Origin of the sequence: Cupriavidus sp. TMH.W2 (assembly GCF_050847365.1) — a bacterium.
In the GTDB taxonomy this organism is placed as follows: Bacteria; Pseudomonadota; Gammaproteobacteria; order Burkholderiales; family Burkholderiaceae; genus Cupriavidus.
In genome coordinates this window covers 248191-269998 of record NZ_CP193794.1, presented here as the reverse complement: position 1 = coordinate 269998, position 21808 = coordinate 248191, and the positions used below count along the sequence as shown (strand labels likewise).

The window sequence follows — 21808 nt, the reverse complement described above, 5'->3', positions numbered from 1 at the left end:
GACCATGCTCACAAGAATCGTCTCTGCTGCACTCAGTTACCGCCTCCTCGTGATGGTGCTGCTGCTGGCGCTGGCCTTCGGCGGCATCCGCGCGTGGCACGACATTCCGGTCGATGCCTTTCCCGATGTCACGCCGATACAGGTCAGCGTGGTCACCGAGTCCCCTGGGGTGGCGCCGGAAGACGTCGAACGGCTGGTCACCTTCCCGATCGAGTCGTCGATGGCCGGCCTGCCGGGGGTCAAAACGGTGCGGTCGTTATCGCTCTTTGGTCTGTCCACCGTCACGGTCTTCTTTGAGGACAGCACGGACATCTATTTTGCCCGCCGCCTGGTCGCCGAGCGCCTGCAGGAAGCCAAGACCCGAATTCCGGAGGGCTTCGGAGAGCCAGAGTTAGGCCCCAACGCTTCCGGCTTGGGCCAGGTCTTCTGGTATACGGTCGAGTCTGGGGACGGCAAGCTCTCCAACATGGACTTGCGCACTTTGCATGACTGGAATATCCGCCTGCAACTGCGAACCGCGCCGGGCGTGGATGAGGTGATTTCCTGGGGGGGCACGGAGAAGCAGTTCCAGATCCTGGTCGATCCGCACAAGCTGGTGAAGTACGGCATTTCGCTCAAGACAGTGCTCGACACGGTGCTGGCAAACAATCGCCAGGTGGGGGGGCAGTACCTCAACGTTGGCCAGGAGCAGTATCTGGTGCGCGGCGTCGGGCGGGTCGAGCGGCTTGCTGACTTTGGGAAGATTCCCCTTGGCGAGATCGATGGCACCTCCATCTATCTGCAGGATGTGGCCGAAATCCGCGAGGCCGGCGGCCTGCGCTTCGGTGCCGTGACCCGGGATGGGCGTGAAGTCGTCTTCGGCATAGCGTTGCAGCGGATTGGGGAGAACGCCAAGAACGTCGTGCGCGCGGTCAAGGCCAAGCTGGCCGCCATCCAGCAGACCTTGCCGCCGGGCGCCAAGATCCTTCCCGTGTATGACCGCACGGATCTGGTGGACCGCGCGGTATCGACCGCGACCTCGTCGCTGATCGAAGGTGCCGTGCTGGTAGCCATTGTCCTGTTGCTATTTCTCGGCGAGCTACGCTCGGCGCTGGTCGTGGTGCTGAGCCTGCCGCTGGCGATGCTGCTTACCTTCATCCTAATGCAGCGCGTTGGCCTATCGGCCAACCTGATGTCGCTGGCGGGCTTGTCGGTGGGAATCGGGATGATGATCGACGGCGCGGTGGTCGTCGTCGAGAATGCGTACCGGCTGCTCAGTCATGCTCCGCAGAGGCGACACAGCCAGCGCGGCCTGATCCTGCAGGCCACTGCGGAGGTCGCCAAACCGGTCGCCTTTGCCATCCTGATCATCCTGGTGGTGTTTCTGCCCTTGTTTACGCTAACGGATATCGAGGGCAAGCTGTTCAAGCCCATGGCGCTGAGCATCAGCTTCGCCATGGCCAGCTCGCTGGTGCTAACGTTGACTGCGATCCCGGTGCTCGCCTCCTTCATCCTGCGGCCCAAGCCCGAACGGGACACCTGGCTGGTCGCGCATGCCAAGCGCCTCTACCTGCCGTTGCTTGACCTGACGCTCGCGCGCAAGCGCAAGACAATGGCGATCGCGGTCGGCGTCCTTGGCCTGAGCCTCGCGCTGATTCCGTTCCTGGGACGCGAGTTCATGCCAACCCTGCAGGAAGGCACGCTGATGTTCCGCATTACCGCCATCCCATCGACCTCGCTCGAGGAGACGATCGCGGTCACGCAACGCGCCGAGGGGATCGCGCGCCAGTTTCCGGAGGCCGAGACGGCGGTGGCACTGATCGGTCGCGCCGAGCGCGGCGAGCCGGAGGATGTCAATCGCGTCGAGATGCTGGTCAACCTGAAGGATCGCAAGGCCTGGGCGAGGCATATCAGCTACGGCGATTTGGCCAGCCAGATGCGCGAGGCATTGGAAAAGGCGCTGCCAACCGTAGTGGTGTCGATGGGGCAGCCGATCCAGAACCGGGTCGACGAATTGGTGTCTGGGGTCCGGGCACCCCTGGCGCTGCGTCTCTACGGTGAAGATCTCGGGGAACTGGATCGGCTCACGACCCAGATCAAGGTAGTGCTTGCCAAGGTGCCGGGCGCGGCCGACCTGGCGCTCGAGGCCAACCAAGGCAAGCCCCAGATCACCGTGACAGTGGACCGAGCCGCAGCGGCACGGTACGGCCTGAGTGCGGATGACATCCTGGAGGTCGTGCAGACCGGGATTGGGGGAAAGACCGCGGGCGTGGTGTTGGACGGTGGCAAGCGCTTTGACATTCGTGTCTGGTTCCAGCCGCAGTATCGGAACAGCGTGGAGGCCATTGGCAGCCTGCCACTCCAGACGAAGCAGGGCGCGCTCCTACCGCTTTCGCGCGTGGCGAAGGTCGAGACCAGCGAAGGCTACGCCTTCATCCGACATGACGAGCTGCTGCGCAATGCCGTGATCCAGATGGATGTGCGCGGGCGCGACGTCAATGGCTTCGTGCGGGACGCGCAAGCGGCCATCCAGCGGGAGGTGAAGCTGCCGACCGGCTACCGCCTGCAATGGGGCGGCGCGTTCGAAAACCAGCAACGCGCGATGGCGCGCCTGGCCGTGATCGTTCCGCTCACGATCGGGATCATTTTTGTGCTGCTCTATACGACTTTCAATTCTGCAGCGCTCGCCGGCATCATTCTGGCCAACGTCCCGTTTGCGATGATGGGAGGACTGATTTCGCTGTTCCTCAGCGGTCAGTACCTGTCGGTCCCTTCGGCAATCGGCTTCATCGCCGTGTTCGGCGTCGCCATGCTCAATGGCATCGTGTTGGTCAGCTTCCTGAATGCACAGCTAGCCCAGGGCAAGACCCTGCGCGAGGCGGTCCGTGGCGGCGCGCTCCTGCGTTTGCGGCCCGTGCTAATGACCGCCTCGGTGACCATTCTTGGCCTGCTGCCAATGCTGGTCTCGCAAGGGGTTGGCGCGGAGGTGCAGCGCCCCCTGGCTACCGTGGTCGTCGGCGGCTTGCTGACCTCCACCGCGCTCACCCTCTTACTGATCCCCATGCTATTTGAATGGCTCATGCTGCGCCGCGCCAGGAGCCTCAACCAGGCAACAAAGGAGTCATTGTGACCACGTCCACTCGCACACTCAGCCAAATTCCGACAGGCATCTGGATGTTGGGCTTCGTCAGTCTGTTGATGGACATCTCGTCGGAGATCATTCACAGCCTGCTGCCGGTCTTCATGGTGACGACGCTTGGCGCCAGCGCCTTCTACGTTGGACTCATCGAAGGTGTCGCGGAGGCAACCGCGCTGGTGGTCAAGGTGTTTTCCGGCACATTGAGCGACTACCTCGGCAAGCGCAAAGGGCTGGCCGTCGCCGGATACGCGCTCGGGGCCCTGTCCAAGCCCTTGTTTGCGCTGGCGCCCGGGGTGGGGACCGTGCTGGCGGCGCGTCTCACGGACCGGATCGGCAAGGGCGTGCGCGGGGCGCCCCGCGACGCGCTGGTGGCCGACATCGCGCCGCCCCATCTCCGGGGTGCCGCGTTTGGGCTGCGGCAATCGCTGGACACCGTAGGAGCATTCCTGGGGCCCGTGATCGCCATCGGCCTGATGTATCTCTGGGCCAACGACTTCCGGGCGGTCTTCTGGGTGGCGGTGCTTCCAGGCCTCCTCTCGGTTCTGCTGCTGATGGCTGGCGTGCGGGAGCCCGAATCCCAAGGCGGCGTCAGGCGCACCAACCCCATCAAGTGGGCAAACCTTGTTCGGTTGGGGCGTTCGTACTGGCACGTGGTTGCGATCGGGGCGATCTTTACGCTGGCGCGCTTCAGCGAGGCCTTCCTCGTGCTGCGCGCCCAGCAGGTCGGCTTGCCGCTTTACTTGGCGCCATTGGTGTTGGTGGCGATGAACCTCGTTTATTTGCTGTCGGCGTATCCGTTCGGAAAACTGTCCGATAGTCTAAGTCACATGACGCTCCTGGCCTGGGGACTGGTCGTGCTGGTGCTCGCCGATCTCGTGCTGGCGCGTGGCACCCATTGGGCGGTCACCCTGGCGGGGGTGGCACTATGGGGCCTGCACATGGGCATGACGCAAGGCCTGCTTGCCACGATGGTGGCGGATACCGCGCCCAATGACCTGCGCGGGACGGCATATGGTTTTTTCAATCTGGCAAGCGGGCTCGCCCTGCTCGTCGCCAGCGTGCTGGCAGGCCTGCTGTGGGACCGGCTGGGCGCAGCCTTCACGTTCTATGCGGGCGCGGCTTTCTGCGCCGCCGCTATTGCGCTGATTCTTCTCGTCGCGCGCAACCGGCGGCTGCGACCAATTTGACCGATGACCGCGGTTCACGAGACAGCGTATCCGCGCTTCAAACCGGAACTCACTGAGCAAGAACTGGCCGAGATCTATATGACCACGGCGAGCGAGCTGATTTTCGTCCGGCGCAATGCCCGCTCGGACGCCGCCCGCTTGATCTTGCTGGTACTGCTCAAGACGCCCCGGTCCAGGGCCTCTCAGTCCGTTGGCGTACGATAAATTCCGAATTCTAAACCAACCGTGGCTAGCTCCCGACACCCCGTTGCCCACCGACACTGAACTGGCCGAGGTCTCCAGTCGCGACAGAATTACTCGGCGCCGTTCCGGCTGGCCGGCAAGTCGCTGTGGCTCAAGGCTACGGCGACGATGGTGCACCTGTATGAGGAACACATCCTGGCTGCCACACACTGGCGACAGAGTAAGCCCGGCGACCACAGTACCGTCACCGACCGTTGCCACCCGAGGCACAGGCTTGGCCATTGTGTCTAGTGGTGCTTGCGCGAAGCCAAGCGTATCGGTCCATCCTGGTGCGCCCTGATGCGCGTGCTGTTCGGCGGTCGGGTGTGATCAAGCTGCGTGCTGTCCAAGGACTGTTGCGGTTCGCACGTCAATACAGCGACGAACCGCTGGAGGCCGCCTGCCGGCGGACTGCGAGGGCTGCAGGCAGCGCTCGCACGGCGACGTCGCCTTCGTGCTTGTTTGCGTCCATCCTGATCACACCTCCAGTTGGTCCGTGTTTGTATCTCCATCTCCTGACGACTAGAGCGGAAACATTGCCCCCTCATAAGAGCACATGATCGAGCAGCAGGATTGATGGCGTTGCGGTGAAACGATAGATCGCATATACGAGCGCGCGGCGCCACCGGCGTGCCGTCCTCCGCCACCGGCAGCATCCGCGCGAGCAGCTTGCCGGTGCCGGCCTATCAGTTTCGAATGCCGCTGGCCGTGGGCGAACAGGTGCCGCTCGCCCACCGGATGGCATCGGCCGCCGCAGACGTTGCCTACGCCGACCAGGGAATCCAGGGCAAAAACGGCGGCTGCCATGCTGCGGGCGCTCTCTCCGTCCCGACCCAACCATCAGGCAAGTCCTATCAGGCCATCGCAGCAACTCTGATAAAAATTCAGATCAGGCCATAATTCTGTTGGTAATACGAATCATTCCGATTACAATTCGCAGCGTCGTGTCACAGCACATTACAACATCCTTTCGTTGGCCTGACCATCACCATGCAAACCGCAACAAGCATTGAAACCCTGAGGGGGCCTGCCGGCCGTTTCCGGGTGCGTCCGCTCGCCCTTTTCGTCGCTGCCATCGGCGCAGGTACTCTGCTGCTGTCCGAGGCGCAGGCAGTGGCCGCCGAATCCGCTGTCTCGCAGACCAGCGCCTCGGGCGGGGGAGCGAAGCCCAACGCGCCGCCGTCCAGGGCCGATGGCGGCGAACTGAATGCGGTGGAGGTCAGGGTCGACCGGATCAAGAGCGACCTCGTCAGCCTGACCCGGCAGGTCACGGTGCTGGAGCGCGAGGACATCGAGGAACTGAAGGTAGGTTCCAACAATCTCGCGACCATGCTGAGCAAGCTGATCCCGGGCATGGCGGACTCCAGCCGCACGGTCACGGACTTCGGGCAGACGCTGCGCGGCCGCGGCACCCTGATCCTGGTGGACGGCATCCCGCTCAACACCAACCGGGATTCGGCGCGCAACCTCGCCACCATCGATCCCAGCAACATCGAGCGCATCGAAATCATGCGCGGCAGCAGCGCGATCTACGGCGCCGGCGCCAACGGCGGCATCATCTCAATCAGCACGCGGCCCGCGGGCGGCCCGCCGAGCGCAGATACCGCGGTGACGCTCGGCACCCCGCTGACGCGGCTGAGCAAGGAAGGGCTCAGTGCCAATATCCAGCAGCATTTCTCTGGCAGCCAGGGGCCGCTCGACTATGCGTTCCACCTGGGCGCGCAGCATATCGGCAGTCCCTATGACGCCCACGGCCACCGCATTGCGCCGGAGCCCAGCCAGGGCGACCTGTTCGATTCCAACGTCTACAACGTCAGCGGCAAGCTGGGCTGGCGCATCGACAGCCAGCAGCGCGTCGAACTGAGCGTCAGCCAGTACCAGGCCAAACAGAACACCGACTATGCCTCCGATCCGTCGGTGGCAAAGTTGGCGCCGGGCACCGCCGCCGCGCGGGCGATCAAGGGGCTGCAGCTGGAAAACCAGAACGAGCTGCGCAATACCGTGGTCAACCTGGGCTACCAGAACCTGGACCTGCTCGGCAGCACGGTGTCCACACAGATCTACTACCGCGACTACTTCACCCGCTTCCCGCCGTTCGATGCGCGCGCGGTGGCCACGCGTGGCGGCAACGTCGACCAGGTCAGCCAGAACAGCGATGTGTTCGGCGCACGCCTGACCATCAGCACCCCGCTGGGTGCCGACAAGAAGACCAAGCTGCTGTGGGGCGCGGACTACAACCAGGAGCGCAGCGACATGCCGCTCGACGTGTTCGATCCGCGCGCCTACGATCAGAGCCGCGGGCTGGTCTTCAACAAGACCGGTTCGCTGACCTACATGCCGCCGCTGACCACCCGCAGCGGCGGCGCTTTCGGGCAGCTGCAGCACAAGTTCAACGAGCAGTGGTCGATGGAGGGCGGCGTGCGCTATGAACGCGCCAATGCCAGCTTCGACGACTTCGTGCCGCTGTCGCAATCGCGGGTCAGCAACCCGGTCGCGGTCCAGGGCGGCACGGTCAACTACGGCGCCTGGCTCTTCAATATCGGGGGTGCGTACGCGCCGGTGAAAAACCAGGAGTTCTATGCCTCGTTCGGCCAGGGCTTCCAGTTGCCCGATATCGGCCTGCAGATCCGCAATGCGCGCCCGGGCTTCAATATCAATTCGTCGAATCTTGAGCCGGTCAAGACCAACAACTATGAAATCGGCTGGCGCGGCGCGTTCGGCAATACGATGGCGAGCCTGGCGCTGTTCTACACCACCTCGCAACTGGGCGACGTGCAGAGCTTCAACAACGGCCTGATCCTGACCCGCACCAAGGAGCACATCGCGGGCGTGGAAGCTTCCGCCGACTACCTGAGCGACAACGAGACCTGGGGCACGGGCGGCACGTTTACCTGGATCAACGGCCGCGAGCAGCCGCAAGGCAGCAGCGGCTTCCAGAACATGACGGGCTACCGCATACCGCCGCTGAAGCTGACCGCTTACGTCCAGTACCGGCCAATCAGCACGTGGAGCAATCGCCTGCAGGTGACGTACTACGGCGGCCGCGACTACCGGCTCAACGGGCAGAACGGCTTCGGGCGGCGCGAGGTCAGCAGCTACACCACCGTCGACCTGATCAGCCGCTACCAGGTCAGCAAGAAAGACACGATCACGGTAGGGATCGAGAACCTGTTCAACCGCTACTACTACCCGTTGTATAGCCAGCTGATGCGCAACAGCAATAACACCAGCCGCCTGCCGGCGGCGGGCATCACGCTGACCGCGATGTACCAGCACCGCTGGTAAAGCCGCCGCCGGACGGCGATGACCTTGTCGGGGCCATTGCCGTCCGGCGTTTTTTTATAATCCAATGTAAATAGTTCTCATTTACAAAATGATACAACTGCCCGGGCGGCATGGCGGGCAACATCGAATGAGGGGTAAGCCATGGTTTGCAACAGCATCATCGAGAGTATCGGCGGGACACCCGTGGTCCACCTGCGCCGCCTGTTCGGGGACACCGGCGCCGAGGTCTTTGCCAAGCTGGAACTATTCAATCCTGCCGGCAGCGTGAAGGACCGCCCTGCCCGCTACATCATCGAAAAGGGCCTGGCGGAAGGCACCATCGGCGCCAACGCACATATTGTGGAGAGCTCGTCGGGCAACCTGGCGATCGCGTTGGCCATGGTGTGCCGCCTGAAAGGGCTGCGCTTCACCGCCGTGGTGGACCCGAAGATCTCGCAGACCAACCTGACGATCCTGCGCTGCTATGGCGCCGGGATCGAGCTGGTGACCGAGAAGGACAGCCAGGGCGGCTACCTCGAAACGCGCATCGCACGCGTGCGGCAGATGCTGCACGACCTGCCGGATGCGGTCTGGATCAACCAGTACGGCAATCCGCGCAACTGGGAAAGCCACTATCACGGCGAAGGCGAGGAACTCCTGCGCCAGTTGGACCAGCCCGTGGACATGCTGGTGCTCGGCGTCAGCACCTCGGGCACGGTGCATGGCATTGCGCGCCGGCTGCGCGAGGCGTGGCCCGCGCTGAAGGTGGTGGGCGTGGACGCCGCCGGCTCGGTGCTGTTCGGGCACGCGCCGGCCAGCCGCGAGTTGCCCGGCATCGGCGCGAGCCGCGTGCCGGAGCTGCTGTGTCGCGAGGAAATCGACCAGGTCATCCATGTGGACGACCACGCCGCGGCCCTCGGCTGCCGGCGCCTGCTGGCGCAGGAAGGCATCTTTGCCGGCGGGTCCTCGGGCGCGGTGGTCGCCGCGATCGGCCGCCTGTTGCGCGAGCTGCCACGCGGGGCACGCCCGCCTCGCATCCTCACCCTGTTTCCTGACCGCGGCGAACGCTATCTCGACACTGTCTACGACGACGCCTGGCTTGAACGCGTCGCCGCCATCCATCGTGCGCGGACGGCTTCCGCCACCGCGCATTCGTCCATCCCTGCACACGGAGTGACCGCATGAACGCCCCCATCCAGATCCCCGCAGCCGAGCTGCGCTACCTCAGCCGCGCCGACTTGATCGCCCTCGGCGCCGACCACTCGGACGCCTTCGTGCAGGCCATCGCCGAAGGCCTGGCGCTGCATGCGCGCGGCGAATGCGTGCAGCCGCTGAAGCCCTACCTGCGCTGGGCCGGCGCCGACCATATCGCCGACCGCATCATTGCGATGCCGTGCTACGTCGGCGGCGACAACCCGGTGGCGGGCATCAAGTGGATCGGCAGCCGGCAGCACAACCCGCAGCGCCACGGCCTGGAGCGCGCCAGCGCCGTGATCGTGCTCAACGATGCCCAGACTAACTATCCGGTCGCCATCATGGAAGGCGGGCTGATCAGCGGCATGCGCACCGCGGCCATCACCGCGGTGGCCACGCGCCACCTGGCGCGCAAGGGCTTCACCGACGTGGCCTGCATCGGCTGCGGCCCGATCGCGCGCATGCAGCTGCAGACGCTGCTGGAGCAGTTCCCGGGCATCCGCTGCATCCACCTGTTCGACCTGTCACGCGACGCCATGCAGGCAATGCGCAGCCAGCTGGGCGCGCGCTTCCCGGCGGTCGGCTGGGAGCTATCTGCCAGCGCCGAAGCCGCGGTCCGCGCCGCCTATGTGACCGTGACCTGCACCGTCGCGGATGCGCCTTACCTCGAGCATGCCTGGCTCAAGCCCGGCGCCTTCGTTGCCAACGTCTCCATCATGGACGTGCACAAGGATGTTTATGAAAAGGTCGACAAGGTCGTAGTGGACGACTGGGACCAGTCCAACCGCGAGAAGAAGATCATCAACCAACTGGTGCTGGAAGGCCGCTTCAGCCGCGAGCAGCTGCATGCGGAGCTTGGCGAGATCGTGATCGGCGCGAAGCCGGGGCGCGAGCGCGACGACGAGATCATCCTGCTCAACCCAATGGGGATGGCACTGGACGATATGGTATGCGCGCGCCATTTCTACCAGCTCGCGCTGCAGCGGGACGTCGGCGTCCGCCTGCCCCTGCTATGACGGTGCTGCCTCACGACCCCGTACGGGAGCGGATGCTCGCGCAGGACCTGCTGGACGCACTGTGGCAAGAGGACCTGTACGGCGTGCGCGCCCACTGCCGCGTTGCCACCGACGAGGCGCGCATGGCGACTCTTTCCGTCGAGCTTGGGTCCACCGGCACACTGCATTGGCATGGCCGCAGGCTCGATGGCCCCAGGCCGCTGCAGCTTGGCGCCGGCGGCGATACGCCGCTGGTGGTGCTGCATCGCGATGGCAGCGCGACGGCGCTCGGCGCCGCTGCCGCGCTCGATGCATTGCAGTCGGCGGATTGGTGGCCGGGCCGCAGCGAGCGACTGGCAACGCTGTTTGCGCTGGCCGAGGCGCAGGCAGCGCATACGCTTGCCCACGAGGCGGCCATCGTGGACCGCCTCGCGGCGGCGCCACGCTCCCTGCTGGCGTGGGAGGCAGTTTGCTGCCTGCGCGACCGCCCCTTCCATCCTCTCGCCCGCGCCAAGGCGTGGGGCGATGAGCCCGGGCCGCGCGCCGGCTTCGACGCGGAATCCGGGCAGCCGGTATGGCTGCACTGGATCGCCGTGCCCGCGCACCGGGTACGTACCGGCTCCACGATGGAAGCATTTGCGCAACCCCTGGCCCGCTCGCTGCTGCAGCCCGAGGGACTGAATCACCTCACGGCGCGCGCCGAAGCCGCTGGCGCCCAGCGCGGATATCTGTGGATGCCCATGCATCCATGGCAATGGCAGCAGCAGGCCCAGGCCGCGTGCGACACCGGGGAAGTGCCATGCATCGACCTGGGCGGCGGCATCGGCGCGGCCTACCCGACCGCGTCGCTGCGCTCGCTCGTCATGCATGCGCAGCCCGATCTCCACCTCAAGCTGTCGCTGGGTGTGCAGGCGCTTGGAGCCAGACGCACCCTGCCCGCACGCTACCTGCACAACGGCGCGCTCGCGCAGCGGTGCCTGACGCAGCTGCAGGATCGCGACCCATGGCTCGGTCAGCACCTGCTGCTTTGCGACGAGCGCGACTGGTGGGGATTACGCCAGCATGACTCGCTGATCCGGGAGGCGGGCGACATCGCGTGCGTGCTCAGGCGCTACCCCTGTGACCTGGCGCCGGGCACGTGGCTGTTGCCCATGGCGGCGTGCGCCGCGCTGACCGCCGGTGACGACCTGCCGGCGCTGCGGCGGCTGTCCTGCACGGACGCCGACGAGGCCTGGGCGGCGTTCCGTCGCATCGCCGCCCTGTTGCTGGAGGCCGGCCTGCGCTGCTTCGCCAGCGGCGTCATGCCGGAGCTGCACGGGCAGAACGTCGTGCTGGTGGTCGGCGAGGAAGGCCCGCAGGCGCTTTTGCTGCGCGATCACGACACCTTGCGCATCTGCCCGTCCCTGCTCGCGGAGGCCGGTGTAGACGTGCCAGCGTACGCGGTGGACACCTCCACGCCGAATTCGCTGATGCTCGATGCGCCCGGCCAGCTGCTCGCGTACTTCCAGACGCTGGCGATCGAGGTGAACCTGTATGCCATCGCCGCCGCTATCGCCGTAGCCTTCGACAGCGACGAAGCCGTGGGCTGGTGGATATTGCGCGACGAGATCGCGCGGCTGCTGCCCGCCGGCACCGGCAGCCGACTCGCAGCCACTGCGCGGGCTGCGTTGCTGGATGCGCCGGAATGGCCGTTCAAGCAGCTGCTGGCGCCGCTGCTGGCGCGCGAGACAGCCAGCACTGGCATGCCGAGCGCGCTCGGCAGCATGCGCAATCCGCTGCGCGGGGTGCCGTCATGACGCCAGCGCCGCAACACGCCCCGTCCCGCGACATCGCCTTGCTGCTGGCCGGCCAGGCGGTAGTGACGACCGGCCTGATGACGCTTGTGCCGATCATGCCGCTCTACCTGCGCGACCTCGCCGGCCCGGAAGCCGCGCACTGGAGCAGCCTGGCGCTGGCCGCACCCGGGCTCGGCGCGCTGTTGCTGGCGCCGTTCGCCGGCAGCTGGTGCGAACGATGGGGCTACCGCCGGCCCTTGCTGCTGTCACTCTCCGCCTTCACCGCAAGCCTGCTGCTGATGGGGCTGTCCACGAACGTGGCCGGCCTTATGGCTGGCCGCCTGCTGCAAGGGGCGAGCGCCGTTGGCGTCTTGTTGACCATCTGCATCGGCCGCGTCAGTGCCCCCGACATGCGCAGCCGCGCCTTCGGCATGCAGGAATCGGCCGTGGCCACCGGCGCCTTACTGGGCCCAGTGCTCGGCGGCGTGCTGCAGGACTGGTGGACGGTACGGCCGATGCTGCTCGCCGTGGCCGCGGCCAACGTGGCGTTGACGCTGCTGCTCGCGTGGCGGCTGCGCGAGCCGGCGCCGCGGGGACCCGCAAGCGCCGCGAGGTCGCGCGGCTTCACCGCCATGCTGGCCGACGCCTCGCTGCGCCGCTGGCTGCTGGCAGGCTGCCTGACGCAGGCCGGCGCGTTCGCGCTGGTGAACGTGTTCGCGCTCTACCTGCAGCAGCGCTATCCGCACGATGCCTTGCTCGGCAGCAAGACGGGCTTCCTGCACGCCCTGGGGTGGCTCGCCGCGATGCTCGCCAGCCCACTGTGGGGCGCGCTCAACGACCGCGGCCCCGCGGTGCGTGCGTTCCTGCTGGCCGCCGGCGGCTGCGCAATCGCTCTGGCGCTGTTGCCGCTTGCGGATAGCCTCTGGCAGATCGGTGCGCTCCGGCTCGTGCAGGGCGCGCTGTTCGCGGCACTCGCGCAATCCCTGCTGTCTTACTGCTGCGCGCGCCTGCCCGCCAGTCTGCACGGCAGCGCCACCGGTATCGCCAAGAGCGCCATGACCGCCGGGCAACTCGTCGGGCCGCTGGCCGTGATGGCATGGCTACCCCGTTCTGATCCGGCCGCCACGTTATGGCTGATCGCCGCCATGTTCGCGCTGGCCGCCGCACTCGTAGTCCCTGATCGCTCATCGTTGTTTGCCACCGTTCCTGATGCGAGGTAACTGCATGCTTTCCACTTTCCTGCCCCCGACATCCGTGGCCCCGCAAGGGCGCGTACGCCCCCATCGCGCGGACCAGGATGCCGCTCTGGCCGGCGTGAAGCCCGACGCCGTCGAGCGCCGCCTGATCGAGCAATTCTTCAATACCTACTGCCGCGAAACCGGCATCGTCGACCCCCGCCTTGCCACGCACCTTCCCGCCCCGGTGCCTGCCGCACTGCAAAGTACCCTTGGCCGCTGGCGTGCCGAAGGGCTGGAACCGGCCGTGCTGACGCTGGCAGATCGCAATGGCGGCCACCGTTGGCTGGCTGCGGCGCTCGCCTACGTCTCCCCGATCGGCTATCACCGGCTGGCGGATGCGGTGCTGTCCGAAGGCAGCGCCTTCGCGCCGCTGCGCCGCACTGAGAAGCTGGCCGATGCCATCACCGAGGCCCTTGCGCACGCCTACCCCCAATCGGCCGCCACCAACTGGCCGGAGCGCTTCGCCGCGTTAATGAAGAACGGCGTCCAGAAGGTGCGCCTGTACCACCGCGAAGCGCCTGAGCCGCAAGCGCCGTCTCGCTTTATAGCGGCCGAGCAAGGCCTGCGTTTCGGCCATATCTTCCACGCCACGTCGAAGGCGTCGGAAGGTTTCTGCGACGATGAGCTGAAACGCTACGCGCCGGAACTGGGCGCCGCTTTCCAGCTGCACTACTTCGCCGTCGCCAGCGAGATGCTTGAGAGCGGCGCCATCGACGGCCAGCCGCTGCCGATCGATCCTGCCGTCATGGAGGCCGCTGCAGACCTGCTCAGGGAGGGCGACTACCGCCTGCTGCCTTGCCATCCCTGGCAGGCCGCGCAGCTGCTCGCCCACAGAGAAATCCTGCCGCTGCTGGCCAGCCGCGCGATGATTTCCCTCGGGCCCCTCGGCGAACTGGCGTGGGCGACGTCGTCAGTGCGCACAGTATGGCTGCCACAACAGCAACGCTTCCTCAAGCTGGCGCTCGACATCCGCATCACCAACTTTGTCCGCAACAATCCGCCGGAGCATGTGCGGCGCGCCCTGGATGCCAGCCGTGCCATCGCGATGCTGCCTGAGGCGGCCCGCTCGTCCAGGCACTTCACGGTGCTGGCCGAAACCGGCTACGCCGTGCTGGCCATGCCGGACAGCGCCCTGCGTGCCAGCACCGCGGTGATCTTCCGGCAAGGCATGACCGGCCCGCACGCCGACGCCGCGCAAGTCCTCGCCACCGTGCTGGAGGAACCCGCGCATGGCGCCGGCATTCTCGACGGCCTGCTGCGAGAGGCGCTGGGCCACAACCCGCGCGAACCGGATATCCGCCACTGGTGGTCGCGCTACCTCGGGGTCACGCTGCTGCCCCTGGCGCGCCTGTTCGCCGACCACGGCGTCAGCCTGGAGGCTCACCTGCAGAACAGCATGGTCGCGTTCGAGGGTGGATGGCCGGTGCACGGCTACGTCCGCGACATGGAAGGCGCCAGCATCAGCCGCGCCCGCTTTGCGCGGGCGGCAGAGTTCGACGCCGACAGCCCCGCCATGTACACCGAGGAAGCCGCCCTCCATCGCTTTGCCTACTACGTTCTGGTCAACCACGTCGGCCACTTCATCGCCTGCCTGGCCCGCACGGGCCGCTGCGATGAAGCCACGCTGTGGCAGGACACCGCCGCCGCGCTCGACGCCGGCGGACCTTTGCTGCGCCAGTTGCTGGCGTCGCTGCAGGGCCTGCCGACCCTTCCCGCCAAAGCCAACATGCTTAGCTGCTTCGGCCGCCACGGCGAAACGCCTGCCTGGGCGGGCGTCCCGAATTTCCTCGCATCCGCACCGCAAGCCTGAGCCCCGATGAACACGACCGACTACCAACGACTGATTCAGAGCCCGCAATACCGGCAAGCCGCCCGCCGCGTGGTGCGCCAGCTGCTGGAAGCCCTGTTGTTCGAAGACTGCCTGCGCGACGTGCTTGCCACCGCAGATGGCGTCGAACTGCCCGGCGTGGCTGCCGACGGCCGGCCCGTCAGCTATCGCTGCGCCGCGCAGCGCACCGCCAGCTTCGGCCGCATCCGCATCCGAGGGCCGGTGCGCCGTTACGAAGGCGAAACGCAGACCGAAGCCGACGATGTCGCGATGCTACTGGCCGAACTCGCCGGCCAGCTTGATGCCGACCCGGTCCGCCTGCGGCAGTTCGGCCTGGAGCTGCTGTCCACGCAGGTCAAGGACGCGCAGTCCCATCATGCCAACGGGCATGCCGGACAACCGTTGCGCGATGCCGGCTACGATGTCATCGAGGCGCGGCTGACGGGCGCCCATCCCTACCATCCCGGCTACAAGTCGCGCATGGGCTTCACGCTGGCGGACAACGGCCGCTACGCCCCTGAATGCGCGGCACCGCTGCAGCCGGTGCTGCTGGCGGCGCGCCGCGCGCACTGCCGCTGGAACCTCGGCCACTTCGAGGCATCGCCTCAGGACCTGCTGCCGCCGCCGGCGCGCGCCGCCTTCGAGGCCGCGTTACGCGAGCAAGGTGTCGATCCAGCCGACTACCTGCCGCTTCCCGTCCACCCGTGGCAATGGGACGAGGTCATTGCGCCGGGCTACCACGGCGCGTTCGCGCGCGGTGAGCTGCTCGCCGTGGGCGAGATGCCCGGCCGCTACCTGCCCCAGCAATCGATCCGCACCCTGGCCAACGCCGACCAGCCGGAGGCCCTGTCGCTGAAGCTGGCCATGAGCCTCGTCAATACCTCGACCTCGCGCGTGCTGGCGCCGCACACGGTGTGCAACGCCGCCACGCTGAGCGACTGGCTGACGAGCCTGGTGGCGCGCACCGAATGGGCTGAGCCAATGGCGGCGCCTGTGCTGCTGCGCGAAGTCGCCGGCGTCAGCCATGTGCCCGCGGCGCCGGTTCAGGGCCAGTACGGAGCGCTTGCCTGTATCTGGCGCGAGAGCATCCATGGCTATCTGGCACCCGGCGAGGCCGCCATCCCCATGACTGCGCTCACGCATATCGATGTCGACGGCCACCCGTTGATCGAGCCTTGGATTCGCCGTTATGGCGTGCGCCCGTGGCTGCAGCGCCTGGTCGAACGCGCCTGGCTGCCGGTGCTGCACCTGCTGTGGGAGCACGGCACCGCGCTGGAGTCGCACGCGCAGAACATGCTGCTGCTGCACTCCGGCGGCCTGCCGCAACGCGTGGCGCTCAAGGATTTTCACGATGGCGTACGCTTCTCGCGCCAGTGGCTGTCCAGCGCCGCGCCGCAGCTCACGCCGCCGCCGGCCGAGCATGCGCGCGTCAATCCGAACTCATTTATCGAGACGAACGATGCGGACGAACTGCGAGATTTCACCTGCGACGCGCTGTTCTTCGTCAACCTGGCTGAACTGGCCCCGCTGTTTTCCGAGCACTACCAGCTGGACGAAGCCGAATTCTGGACCATCGTGGCCGGTGTGATCCGCAGCTACCAGCGCGCGCACCCGCGCCTGGCCGAACGCTTCCAGCGCTTCGACTGCTTTGCGCCCACCATGTCGATCGAACTGCTGGCCAGCCGCCGCTTCATGCCCGAGATCCGGCTGCGCACGCGGCAGGCACCCAATCCGCTGGCGCTGGCGGAGGCGCCATGAGATCGCTGAAGGCGCGTTTGTCGGCGCCAGACGGCGGCCCGGTGAACGGCCTGTTCTGTTCGACGCCTGCAGCCCTGACCATCGAGCTGATCGCCGCGGCGGGCTATGACTTCGTGGTGATCGACCTGGAACACACGCTGATCGATGGCGCCCAGCTCGGCGCCATGCTGCTCGCGGCCCGCGCAAGCGGCATCGCGGCGCTGGTGCGCGTGGCGGCCACGCACCACGTGGCGCCGGCGCTGGACGCCGGTGCGCAGGGCATCGTATTCCCACGCATCAACGGGGTCGCACAGGCAAGGCAGGCCGCCCGGCTCTGTCACTACGCGCAACATCCGCTCGGTGCCGGTTCGATGCCTGGCGAGCGGGGACTGAACGCAACCTTGCATAGCGCATTCGGTCGCGACGACCTTGCCGCAGCCGCCGCCGATGCCGGCCGCAACACGCTGGTCGTTGCGATGATCGAGGATGGCGCGGCGCTCGATGCACTCGACGACATTGCTTCCGTGCCGGGCATCGATGTCCTGCTTGAAGGCGCCGCGGATCTCTCGCAATCGATGGGCGTGCCTTGGCAGACGCGTCATCCGCAGGTGCGCGCCGCGGTGGTGCGTATCGCAGACGCCGCGCGCCGCCACGGCAAGCATTTCTGCGCGCTACCCCGCGCCCCGGAAGACGCCGCCCTCTGGCGCCAGCAAGGCACCCGCATGCTGCTGCTCGGCGACGACCGCGGCATCGCGCGCCGAGCCATGGCCGCACATCTGCAATCCCACTCCCAGTCGCCAACGTAACGCCGCCCCCTATCGCCACAACCATGAATCCTCAAATCATCACCCGCTACCTGGATGAGCTCGATCCACGCGAGGGGCCTGCGTGCGCCTACCTGTACGACCTGAACCACCTGCGCACGCGCGCAGCCGGCCTCGTGACGGCCCTGCCCGAGGACTGCGATCTCTATTACGCGATCAAGGCGAACAGCGACGCGCCGGTGCTGCAGGCGCTGTTGGGCGTGACGGCAGGCTTCGAAGTCGCATCGCTGGGCGAGATTGAGCGCGTGCGCGCCGTCGACGCCAACGTGTCCATCGTATTTGGCGGCCCGGGCAAGACCGACGCCGAACTCGAGGGCGCACTGCGCCTCGGCGTCAGGCTGATGCACGTGGAAAGCGAACTGCAGCTACGCCGGCTCGACCGCATCGCCCAACGCATGGGCCAGCGCGTCGACGTGCTGCTGCGCGTCAATCCGACCTACGGCCTCCCCGGTGCCACGCTGCAGATGGGCGGGCGCCCGACCCAGTTCGGCATTGACGAAGCGGAACTTCCTGCCGTCATCGCGCTGGCACGCTGCCTGCCCGGCGTGCGTCTGGTGGGACTGCACCTGCATGCGGGCTCCAACAGCCTGGAGGCCGACAACCATCTCGAACTGATCGCGCGCCATCTCGCCCTGGCGCAGCAATGCCGCGACCAGCACGGACTGGCGCTCGAATGGCTGAACGTCGGCGGCGGCATCGGCATCGACTACGCCAACCCCGCCCGCAGCTTCGACTGGCCCCGGTTCTGTGCCGGGCTGGCGCAGCTTCTGCGGGAGCGGCGGCCCGGCTGCCGGATCGTGCTGGAATGCGGCCGCTTCATCAGCGCCGACTGCGGCTGTTACGTAGCCGAAGTCATCGACCTCAAGCGCAATCACGGCAAGCACTTCGCCATCGTGCGCGGCGGCACGCATCACTTCAGGCTGCCGGTGTCGTGGCAGCACGATCATCCGTTCTTCGTCGCGCCGAACGACGCGTGGCCTTACCCGTTTGCGCGCCCGGAATTCACCGATGCGAAGCTCACGATCTGCGGCGAGCTTTGCACGCCGAAGGACGTCTTCGCGCAGGAGGTGGCGGTGCCGTGCGTGCGCGTGGGCGACCGCATCGTCTTTATGCTGGCTGGGGCCTACGGCTGGCACATCTCGCACCACGACTTTCTCAGCCATCCGCATCCTGACAGGGTGTTCGTCGGCCAGTAGCCCGCAGGGCGATCACGTCAAGGTGGAAGACCACCCCTCACGGCTGACGACGGTTCTACTGGCGCTCGCATTTGCTGGGAACGCTGGGCGTCGGCAATGCCGCGGGCGAAGCCGCCTGACCGGATCTATTCCGTGCCGGCGGCGCGCGGCGCTTTCCCCTTCAGCAGCGGAGTATAGATGCCACGCGCCGTGCCATAGCGCCGGAGTCGGCCACAACTGCTCGACCGGATCCGCTGGTGGGAAGCCTACTGCGCGCGCATGAACGCCAGCCTGGACAACGACCCGTCCGCGGACAACAGGGATGGCGGGCTCACCACCATCCTGGAGAAGTCGCTCGGTGCCGTGGCAAAGGGCGGCACCACCAACCTGGTCGACGTATACGGCTACGCGGAGCGAGTGGAGTCGGCTGGCCTGGTCTTCATGGACACCCCCGGCTACGATCTCCGTCTCGGTCACCGGACAGGTGGCCGCTGATCTGTTTCACTACCGGGCGTGGCTCTGCCTACGGCTGTGCGCCGGCCCCTTCCCTGAAGCTCGGCACCAACACCGCCTTGTGGCAGCGCTAGCATGAGGATATCGACCTGAACTGCGGCACCGTGATTGCAGACGATCGACAAGCTTGGGGGCGAGATTTTCCGCCTCATGCTGGCGTCAGCGTCGGGACAGCGCTCAAAGAGCGAATTGCACGGCTATGGCCAGAACGAGTTCGTTCCCTGGCAGCTTGGCGCGATCACCTGACGGGACATCGGCGTGGCCGCCATCATTCGCCACTGGCCTTTGCATCCGGCCCCACGCTGAGCGTGCCTGTCATGGTCGGATGCAAGGTACAGGTGTACGGGAACACACCGGTCTTCCTTGCCGCGTACCTCCACGACTTGCCCGGGGCGATGGCCTTTGAATCAAAGCCGTCGCCGGAGGCGGTCACCGTATGGGGAAACGGGTCCTTATTGACCCACACGACAACGTCACCGCGCCGGACGGCGAGTGTCCAGGGTACGAACGCAGTCCCTTCCATCAGCACGGTATGGATGGCCGGCCTGCCAAACGCCGGCCAACTGGCGCAGACGCCCGCCGCCATAAGCAGCGGAATCCAGACTGTAAGCCGATGCCGGCGCTCGGTGCTGGCCACGTCCTCTGTCACTTCTTGCCCAGCGAACCCTGGATCTGCTTGGCGTGCTCAAGATGCGCCACGAAGGCCGGGCGCACCTTCACCAGCAACGATTTCAGCTCTTCGTTCTTGGCACCTGGAATCAAGGTCTTGTCCATGGCATCGATCACGGCCTGCCTTGGCGCGCGCGATCCCCGGCGGTCTTCATGTTGCCTCGACACTTCAGCATCACGGTCGGCTACCTGTTCGATCGTGATCGGGGTAACTACTGGACAGCGCGTTACGGCCGCCTGATCTACGCACAAGATCAATCAATCAAAAATTGCGGATTCTCGGATAGGTTCGCCCCCTATACTTCGGCCGGCGCCCCAAGACGCCGTTAAGCGGTACAACAGATCCGCAACACGGCAAAGATCTGACCGTGACCGAGGTGGAGAGATATCTATGAGAAGTAGACTGGGACCTGCTTGTGTCGGCCTAATGCTGGCATTGACCGCGAACGTCGTGGCGGCGGCGGATGCCTACCCATCCAAGCCAATCCATTTTATCGTGCCCTATCCGCCGGGTGGGCCCACTGATCTGATGGCGCGGCTGTTGCAGGCCAGCCTTCAGTCGCGGCTTGGGGTGCCGGTAGTTGTGGAAAACCGTACCGGTGCGGGCGGTAATATCGGAACGGATGTCGTTGCCAAAGCCGCCCCTGACGGCTACACGATCCTGCTTGCCGCAAGCGGGCCCATGGCCGTGAACCCAACCCTGTACAAGCGCTTGCCCTATAACCCGCAGGCAGATCTTGCGCCAGTCATCCAGATTTCCGCGTTCCCGCTGGTGCTGGAAGTCCATCCCTCCAGCTCGGTCAAGGACGTGAAATCTTTCATTGCCGCAGTCAAGAACAAGCCCGTCGATTACAGCTTTGCCTCGGCCGGAAATGGCACACCGCAGCATCTGGTTGGCGAGTTGTTCAATACCGCCGCGACCACGAAGATGCAGCATGTCGCATACAAGGGGGCAGGACCTGCCCTGAACGATGTACTGGGCGCCCAGGTTCCGGTGATGTTCGATATCCTGGCCAGCTCGTTGCCCTAGATCAAGTCCGGCAAGCTCCGCGCGCTCGCCGTCACCACCAAGGCCCGCGTGCCCGCGCTGCCGGATGTCCCGACACTGGCGGAGTCCGGCATGCCGGGGTTCGAGTTCGTGTCGTGGCACGGCATTGCCATACCGGCGGCGACGCCGCGCGACATCGTGCTCAAGCTCAACAGCACCATCAATACGATCTTCGCCGATCCCGAGTTCCGCAAGCGTTGGGAGGCCATTGGAACGCCAGCGGTGGGCGGCACGCCGGAGGCTTTCGGCGTGCTCATTCGCAACGAAATGACGCGGTTGGGAAAAATCGTGCGGGAGACGGGCGCGACGGTGGACTAAGCGCAGGGGGGAGGCACGCTTCATCGCACCGCTGCCGCCGTGGTCCCCGCGGCGTCCAGTTACGCGCGCAGCATGTCCACCAGCGCTGCTGCCGCCGGCGACAGCTGCGATTGCGTCCGGTCACCAGGCCGATGGAGCGCTCCGTCACCGGTCCCGTCAGCAGACGTTTGACGATGCCCTGCTGGGCGACGGTGCCGGCCGCGATCTCAAGCAGGGCTCCCTTTTATTCCGCTGCAATGCCCCCCAGTCTTGCGAGTTGGGCCGGTGATCTGCTTCATCGAGTCCGCTCAGAACGAGGCCTCGATAATAATAGCTCGGCGACGAGGGGCGACCTCCATACATCGCTGGAAGCCTGGTTGGGAAGCAGTGCGACGAGACCAGGTCTGGTTAAGCTAATGCAATGCCGTTTCCACCGCGCACTAAACTCCATTTCAAGGGAAACTTGGGTGGCAGTTTCCGCCTCCAATAGATTGAAGGAGATGGAGGTCGTCATGCGCATTTTTATGCACTTGGTTTTGACCGCCTTGCTCGCCGGTTGCACAACCCAAGCCGACCGCGCCGCGCAGGCGGAACGCGAGGTCGACCAGATGATCAGGGTGTATGGCCCGGCGTGCGAGAAACTCGGATATAAAGGCAACTCCGACCCATGGAGGGATTGCGTTTTGAGTCTGGATGCTAAGGAAAGCACTGCGCGCTACAGCCG

General features: G+C 66.0%; 15 protein-coding genes and 4 pseudogenes. 16 read left to right on the top strand and 3 right to left on the bottom strand.

Annotated elements, in window-relative coordinates:
• Positions 1-4 precede the first annotated feature (4 nt).
• The 15 genes and pseudogenes from ACREYQ_RS31115 to ACREYQ_RS31045 all read left to right on the top strand — a co-directional run.
• Positions 5-3109 (top strand): efflux RND transporter permease subunit, encoded by a 3105-nt coding sequence (locus tag ACREYQ_RS31115; RefSeq protein ID WP_432262746.1) that lies wholly within the window; start codon positions 5-7, stop codon positions 3107-3109.
• 44 nt (positions 3110-3153) lie between these two features.
• Positions 3154-4305, top strand: coding sequence for an MFS transporter (locus ACREYQ_RS31110; protein ID WP_432263083.1), 1152 nt, complete (start codon positions 3154-3156; stop codon positions 4303-4305).
• Between the two features lie 3 nt (positions 4306-4308).
• Entirely contained in the window at positions 4309-4509 is a 201-nt protein-coding gene (locus tag ACREYQ_RS31105; RefSeq protein WP_432262745.1) for a DUF4158 domain-containing protein, read from the top strand.
• A 147-nt stretch (positions 4510-4656) separates the two neighbouring features.
• Positions 4657-4779, top strand: coding sequence for a hypothetical protein (locus tag ACREYQ_RS31100; RefSeq protein WP_432262744.1), 123 nt, complete (start codon positions 4657-4659; stop codon positions 4777-4779).
• Between the two features lie 378 nt (positions 4780-5157).
• The gene (locus ACREYQ_RS31095) at positions 5158-5427 is read left to right on the top strand and encodes a hypothetical protein (RefSeq protein WP_432262743.1); all 270 of its coding nucleotides are present in this window, start codon (positions 5158-5160) and stop codon (positions 5425-5427) included.
• Between the two features lie 90 nt (positions 5428-5517).
• Positions 5518-7812 (top strand): TonB-dependent receptor, encoded by a 2295-nt coding sequence (locus ACREYQ_RS31090; RefSeq protein WP_432262742.1) that lies wholly within the window; start codon positions 5518-5520, stop codon positions 7810-7812.
• A gap of 141 nt (positions 7813-7953) precedes the next feature.
• Positions 7954-8976: a 2,3-diaminopropionate biosynthesis protein SbnA gene (sbnA, locus tag ACREYQ_RS31085; RefSeq protein WP_432262741.1), complete on the top strand. Its 1023-nt coding sequence runs from the start codon at positions 7954-7956 to the stop codon at positions 8974-8976.
• Complete coding sequence (gene sbnB / locus ACREYQ_RS31080; RefSeq protein WP_432262740.1) at positions 8973-10001, top strand: 2,3-diaminopropionate biosynthesis protein SbnB; 1029 nt, start codon at positions 8973-8975, stop codon at positions 9999-10001. The genes sbnA and sbnB overlap by 4 nt, the downstream gene beginning before the upstream one ends.
• A gap of 398 nt (positions 10002-10399) precedes the next feature.
• On the top strand, positions 10400-11776 hold the full coding sequence (locus ACREYQ_RS31075; RefSeq protein ID WP_432263082.1) for an IucA/IucC family protein: 1377 nt from the start codon (positions 10400-10402) through the stop codon (positions 11774-11776).
• Positions 11773-12975 carry an MFS transporter gene (locus tag ACREYQ_RS31070; protein ID WP_432262739.1) on the top strand — a complete coding sequence of 401 codons (1203 nt, stop codon included), beginning with the start codon at positions 11773-11775 and terminating at the stop codon, positions 12973-12975. Before ACREYQ_RS31075 ends, ACREYQ_RS31070 begins: the two co-directional genes overlap by 4 nt.
• 4 nt (positions 12976-12979) lie before the next feature.
• Positions 12980-14803: an IucA/IucC family protein gene (locus ACREYQ_RS31065; RefSeq protein WP_432262738.1), complete on the top strand. Its 1824-nt coding sequence runs from the start codon at positions 12980-12982 to the stop codon at positions 14801-14803.
• Between the two features lie 6 nt (positions 14804-14809).
• Positions 14810-16579, top strand: a complete 1770-nt coding sequence (locus tag ACREYQ_RS31060) for an IucA/IucC family protein (protein ID WP_432262737.1) — start codon at positions 14810-14812, stop codon at positions 16577-16579.
• Positions 16576-17364 carry an HpcH/HpaI aldolase family protein gene (locus ACREYQ_RS31055; protein WP_432262736.1) on the top strand — a complete coding sequence of 263 codons (789 nt, stop codon included), beginning with the start codon at positions 16576-16578 and terminating at the stop codon, positions 17362-17364. The genes ACREYQ_RS31060 and ACREYQ_RS31055 overlap by 4 nt, the downstream gene beginning before the upstream one ends.
• Before the next feature lie 23 nt (positions 17365-17387).
• Positions 17388-18578 (top strand): type III PLP-dependent enzyme, encoded by a 1191-nt coding sequence (locus tag ACREYQ_RS31050; RefSeq protein ID WP_432262735.1) that lies wholly within the window; start codon positions 17388-17390, stop codon positions 18576-18578.
• A gap of 182 nt (positions 18579-18760) precedes the next feature.
• A pseudogene (locus ACREYQ_RS31045) lies at positions 18761-19316 on the top strand (altronate dehydratase); the annotation flags it as partial.
• A gap of 22 nt (positions 19317-19338) precedes the next feature.
• On the opposite strand, the gene ACREYQ_RS31040 reads toward ACREYQ_RS31045, so the two are convergent.
• Both ACREYQ_RS31040 and ACREYQ_RS31035 read right to left on the bottom strand, forming a co-directional pair.
• Entirely contained in the window at positions 19339-19707 is a 369-nt protein-coding gene (locus tag ACREYQ_RS31040; protein WP_432262734.1) for a plastocyanin/azurin family copper-binding protein, read from the bottom strand.
• 8 nt (positions 19708-19715) lie between these two features.
• Positions 19716-19862 (bottom strand): annotated as a pseudogene (locus tag ACREYQ_RS31035) (DUF4142 domain-containing protein); the annotation flags it as partial.
• A gap of 268 nt (positions 19863-20130) precedes the next feature.
• Here ACREYQ_RS31035 and ACREYQ_RS31030 point away from each other — a divergent pair.
• Positions 20131-21105, top strand: a pseudogene (locus ACREYQ_RS31030) (Bug family tripartite tricarboxylate transporter substrate binding protein).
• 59 nt (positions 21106-21164) lie between these two features.
• On the opposite strand, the pseudogene ACREYQ_RS31025 reads toward ACREYQ_RS31030, so the two are convergent.
• Positions 21165-21322, bottom strand: a pseudogene (locus tag ACREYQ_RS31025) (LysR family transcriptional regulator); the annotation flags it as partial.
• Between the last annotated feature and the right edge of the window lie 486 nt (positions 21323-21808).